The following is a 4,992-nucleotide window of genomic DNA, read 5'->3' on the forward strand; positions in this document are numbered from 1 at the left end:
TGGAGCCCAACCATGCTCAAACCCATCATCGCCCCCTCCATCCTCTCCGCGGATTTCGCCCGGCTGGGCGAGGAAGTCGACAATGTGCTCGCCGCCGGGGCGGATTGGGTGCATTTTGATGTCATGGACAATCACTATGTGCCCAATCTCACCATCGGGCCCATGGTCTGTGAGGCCCTGCGCAAGCATGGGGTGACCGCGCCCATTGATGTGCATCTGATGATCCAGCCGGTGGATCGCATCATTCCCGATTTCGCCGAGGCCGGGGCCACCACCATCAGCTTCCACCCCGAGGCCAGTGAGCACCCCCATCGCACCATCCAGGCCATCCGTGCGGCCGGCTGCCAGCCGGGGCTTGTCTTCAACCCGGGCACCTCCCTGAATTATCTGGACTGGCTGCTGGAGGACATCGACCTGGTCCTGCTGATGTCGGTGAACCCTGGCTTCGGTGGCCAGAAGTTCATTCCTTCCACCCTGGACAAGCTGCGCGAGGCCCGCCGGCGGATTGATGCCAGCGATCGCGAGATCCGTCTGGAAGTGGATGGGGGTATCAAGGCCGACAATATCGCGGAAGTGGCAGCCGCCGGGGCCGATACCTTCGTGGCCGGCTCCGCCATCTTTGGCGCCGACGATTACGCCACGGTGATCAAGCGCATGCGCGAGGAGATTGCCGGGGCCGGACGGTGACCGGGACCGTTCGCCTGCAGGTGGACGGGCAGGTCTTTCCCGTCTCCCTGGTTCTGTTTGATCTCGACGGGACGCTGGTGGACAGCGTTCCGGATATTGCCGTGGCGGTGGATGCCACCGCCATTGCCGCCGATCTGGCTCCGCCCGGCGAGGACCGGGTGCGACAGTGGGTGGGCAACGGGGCCCGGGAGCTGATTCGACGCATGCTCGAGCATGGGCTGGGTCGGTCGCCGGATGCGCGGCTGCTGGATGAAAGCCATCAGCTTTTTCTCTCCGCCTACCAGACCCGTCTGGTCAAGGACAGCCAGCTGTATCCCGGGGTCGAGGAAATCCTGTCAACACTGCGCTCGGCCGGTCTCGAGCTTGCCTGTGTCACCAACAAGCCCGAGGCCCTGGCGCGCGAGGTTCTCAATGGGCTTGGGATTGATCAGCCCTTTGCCTGGGTCCTCGGCGGCGACAGCCTGGAGACTCGCAAACCCGACCCCGGGCCGCTGACCTGGGTCATGGAACAGGCGGCTGCCGGGCCCGGCGAGACCCTGCTGGTGGGGGATTCCGAGACCGATGTGGCGGCGGCCCGCAATGCAGGGTGTTCCATTGTGGCCGCCCGCTATGGTTATAATCAGGGCTTCGTTGCGGAGAGTGATCAGCCGGACCGTTACTTTGGCGAGCTCTCCGAGATCCGGATTCTGGAGTGAATGTGAGCCATTATCGCCCCATCAATGCCTGTTGCACCGCCCACCATTGGTGGCTGGCGGCCGACGGCTGGTGGTGGCCAGGCTCCACCACGATGTCGATTGATGCGGTGGCCGCGGCCGCCATGATTGAAAACCACGGAATCCGGATTCATGAATCAGCAACAATTTCAGCAGCTCGCCGACCAGGGTCATAATCGCGTCCCGGTTTACCGGGAAATTCTGGCCGATCTCGAAACCCCGCTCAGCACCTATCTCAAGCTGGCCCATGGCAAGGGGCCGGGCACCTATCTGTTCGAATCCGTTCAGGGCGGCGAGCGCTGGGGGCGCTATTCCATTATCGGTCTGCCGGCGCGGGACCGGATCGAAGTCCACCAGGGCCGATTCCGTCATCTGCGTGACGATGAAGAGATTTACGCCGAAGACCTGGACGACCCCCTGGCCCGCATCGCCCACTGGCAAGCCCAGTTCAGCGCCCCGCGCCTGCCGGAGCTGCCGCGCTTTACCGGGGGGCTGGTGGGCTATTTCGGCTATGACACCATCCGCTATATCGAGCCGCGGCTGGCAGAGCGCCATCAGCCCGACGAGACCGGCTCGCCGGATATTCAATTGTGGCTGTCGGAAGAAGTCGTGGTCTTCGACAATCTTACCGGCCGGCTTTTTCTGATCGTGAATGTGGACCCGGCCGAGGCTGATGCCTGGCAGCGGGGCAACCGACGGCTGGATGATCTCGCCGACACCCTCAATGCCCCCCTCCAACCCCGGCCGATCATGGACGGCAAGTCCCTGCCGGAACCCGAGGCCCGTTTTCCCGAGGCGGATTTCCTGGACGCGGTGAGCCGGGTCCGGGGATTGATCCTCGACGGTGATGCCATGCAGGTGGTGCTCTCCCAGCGTCTGTCCCTGCCCTGGGAGGGCGATGCCCTGGATATCTATCGGGCGCTGCGCTGCTTCAATCCTTCTCCTTATCTTTATTACCTGGACATGGGCGACATGGAGATCGCCGGTTCCTCGCCCGAGATTCTGGTGCGGGTGGAAGAGGGCGAGGTGACCGTTCGGCCCATCGCCGGCACGCGCCCGCGTGGCGCCAGCAGCGAGGCGGATCTGGCGCTGGAAAAAGAGTTGCTTTCGGATCCCAAGGAGCTGGCCGAGCATCTGATGCTGATCGATCTCGGTCGTAACGATGTGGGCCGGATCAGTGAAGCCGGCAGTGTCAGGCTGACCGAGCGCATGCGCATCGAGCGTTATTCCCATGTCATGCATATTGTCTCGGCGGTGACCGGTCGCTTGCAGCCGGATCTGTCCGCCATGGAGGCGCTGCGGGCCTGTTTTCCGGCCGGCACCGTGAGTGGTGCATCCAAGGTCCGGGCGATGGAAATCATTGATGAGCTGGAGCCGGTGCGCCGTGGAGTGTATTCCGGCGCGATCGGCTATCTCGGCTGGCAGGGCGAGATGGATACCGCCATCGCCATTCGCACGGCTTTGCTCAAGGATGGTCGCCTGGATGTGCAGGCCGGTGCCGGCATCGTTCATGACTCGGTGCCCGAGAAGGAATGGGAAGAAACCCTGAACAAGGGCCGAGCCCTGATCCGCGCCGCCGAACTGGCCCGCAAGGGCCTGCATCGCGGCGATTTGTTTGCTTAGCAACGAGCGGCGAGCTACGAGCAACGAGCTGGATCGAAGCCGGCTCGCAGCTTGTTGCTGGTAGCTCGTCGCTGCTTATTCGAAGATGCATAGCGCAGGAATCCAGCAATGGTTCTAATGATCGACAACTACGACTCCTTCACCTACAACCTCGTCCAGTACCTGCTGGAGTTGGGGCAGGAGGTGGCGGTGCATCGCAATGACGAGATTACCGTGGAAGAGGCGGTGTCACTGTCGCCCGACCATATAGTCATTTCACCGGGCCCCTGCACGCCCAATGAAGCCGGGATCTCCATGGCATTGATTGAACGGGTGGCGGGGCAGATTCCGGTGCTGGGGGTGTGTCTGGGACACCAGGCCATTGGCCAGGTCTTCGGTGGCCGGGTGGTGCACGCTCGGGAAGTCATGCATGGCAAGACCTCGATGATGCATCACAGTGACAAGGGCGTCTTTCGTGGACTGGATAATCCCTTCGAGGCGACGCGCTATCACTCCCTGATCGTGACGGCGGACGATCTTCCGGACTGCCTGGAAGTGACCGCCTGGACACAGACCGAGGACGGCCAGCGAGACGAGATCATGGGATTCCGGCATCGGGAGCTGGCGGTGGAAGGGGTGCAGTTTCACCCCGAATCCATTCTGACCCAGCACGGGCATCAAATGCTCCGTAATTTCCTGGGAGGAAATTACGGAGCATAGTTTCCAGTGAACAGTTCCCAGTGAACAGCGGGTTTGGGGCCAGCCTGATGTGGGAGAGGCTTTAGCCGCGATCAGGTGGGGCATCGAAGCCCGATCGCGGCTAAAGCCGCTCCCACAGGAGATCGCCTGCAAGAGATATGGAGAGGCGGGTTTTTTTGTTCACTGGGAACTGTTCACTGTTCACTCAACAACCCCTGGGGTGTTTGACGATGGATATCAGGCAGGCAATTGCGGCGGTGGTGGACGGGGTGGACCTGTCCAGTGAAGAGATGAGCGCGGTGATGCGCCAGATCATGCAGGGTGAAGCCACGCCGGCGCAGATTGGTGGTTTTCTCGCCGGGCTGCGTGCCAAGGGCGAAACGGTTCCGGAGATTGCCGGTGCGGCACGGGTGATGCGGGAATTCGCAAGCCGTGTGGAAGTGGACGGCGACCGTCTAGTGGACACAGCCGGCACTGGCGGTGATGGCCGCGGCATCTTCAATGTCTCCACCGGCGCCTGCTTTGCCATTGCCGCCGCCGGTGCCCGGGTGGCCAAGCATGGCAACCGCTCCCTTTCCAGCAGTTCCGGCAGTGCCGATGTGCTGGAGACCCTGGGGGTTCGCATCGACATGACGCCGGAGGAGATTGCCGCGGCCATTGACGCCATCGGCATCGCCTTTCTGTTTGCCCCTGGTCATCACGCCGCCACCCGCCATGCGGCCGGTCCCCGCAAGGAGTTGGGGACCCGGACCGTGTTCAATCTCCTGGGTCCGCTGACCAATCCGGCCGGGGCACCCAATCAGATCATGGGCGTGTTCTCTCCGGAGTGGGTGGAACCCATTGCCCATGTCTTTCAGGCCCTGGGCAGTCGTCATGTGCTGGTCTTTCATTCCGATGATGGTCTCGACGAAATCAGTGTGGGCGCCCCGACCAAGGTGGCCGAGTTATGGGAGGCTCAGGTCCACAGTTATCGGGTGTCGCCGGAGGACTTTGGTATCCAAAGGGCGCCGGTGGATAGCCTGGTGGTGGACGGGCCAGAGGCCAGTGCCAAGCTGATTCGAGGGGTATTGGCGGGTGAGCAGGGGCCGGCGGCCGATATGGTTGCCATGAATGCCGGTGCCGGCATCTACGTGGCGGGCCTGGCCGATAGTCTGGCCGACGGGGTTCGTCTTGCCCAGGCCGTGCTGGCGGATGGGCGTGCCAAGGCATCACTGGAGGCCCTGCAGGCAAGGAGTCGCCAATGAGTCGGCCGGATATTCTGGAAACGATCATCGCCCGCAAGCAGGAAGAA

General features: G+C 62.7%; 5 protein-coding genes. All 5 read left to right on the forward strand.

What is annotated here, in order from left to right:
* Window positions 1–12: 12 nt before the first annotated feature.
* Entirely contained in the window at window positions 13–687 is a 675-nt protein-coding gene (gene rpe / locus ACJWXQ_RS07055) for a ribulose-phosphate 3-epimerase (protein ID WP_406672456.1), read from the forward strand.
* A complete protein-coding gene (locus ACJWXQ_RS07060; protein ID WP_346052872.1) occupies window positions 684–1,382 on the forward strand; it encodes a phosphoglycolate phosphatase in 699 nt (232 codons plus the stop codon). Before rpe ends, ACJWXQ_RS07060 begins: the two co-directional genes overlap by 4 nt.
* 150 nt (window positions 1,383–1,532) lie before the next feature.
* Window positions 1,533–3,023 (forward strand): anthranilate synthase component I, encoded by a 1,491-nt coding sequence (trpE, locus tag ACJWXQ_RS07065; RefSeq protein WP_346052874.1) that lies wholly within the window; start codon window positions 1,533–1,535, stop codon window positions 3,021–3,023.
* 108 nt (window positions 3,024–3,131) lie between these two features.
* Complete coding sequence (locus tag ACJWXQ_RS07070) at window positions 3,132–3,722, forward strand: aminodeoxychorismate/anthranilate synthase component II (protein WP_346052876.1); 591 nt, start codon at window positions 3,132–3,134, stop codon at window positions 3,720–3,722.
* 209 nt (window positions 3,723–3,931) lie between these two features.
* The gene (gene trpD / locus ACJWXQ_RS07075) at window positions 3,932–4,945 is read left to right on the forward strand and encodes an anthranilate phosphoribosyltransferase (RefSeq protein WP_346052878.1); all 1,014 of its coding nucleotides are present in this window, start codon (window positions 3,932–3,934) and stop codon (window positions 4,943–4,945) included.
* The last annotated feature ends 47 nt before the right edge of the window (window positions 4,946–4,992 follow it).

It is taken from the genome of Natronospira sp. (assembly GCF_007134575.1).
In the GTDB taxonomy this organism is placed as follows: domain Bacteria; phylum Pseudomonadota; class Gammaproteobacteria; order Natronospirales; family Natronospiraceae; genus Natronospira; species Natronospira elongata.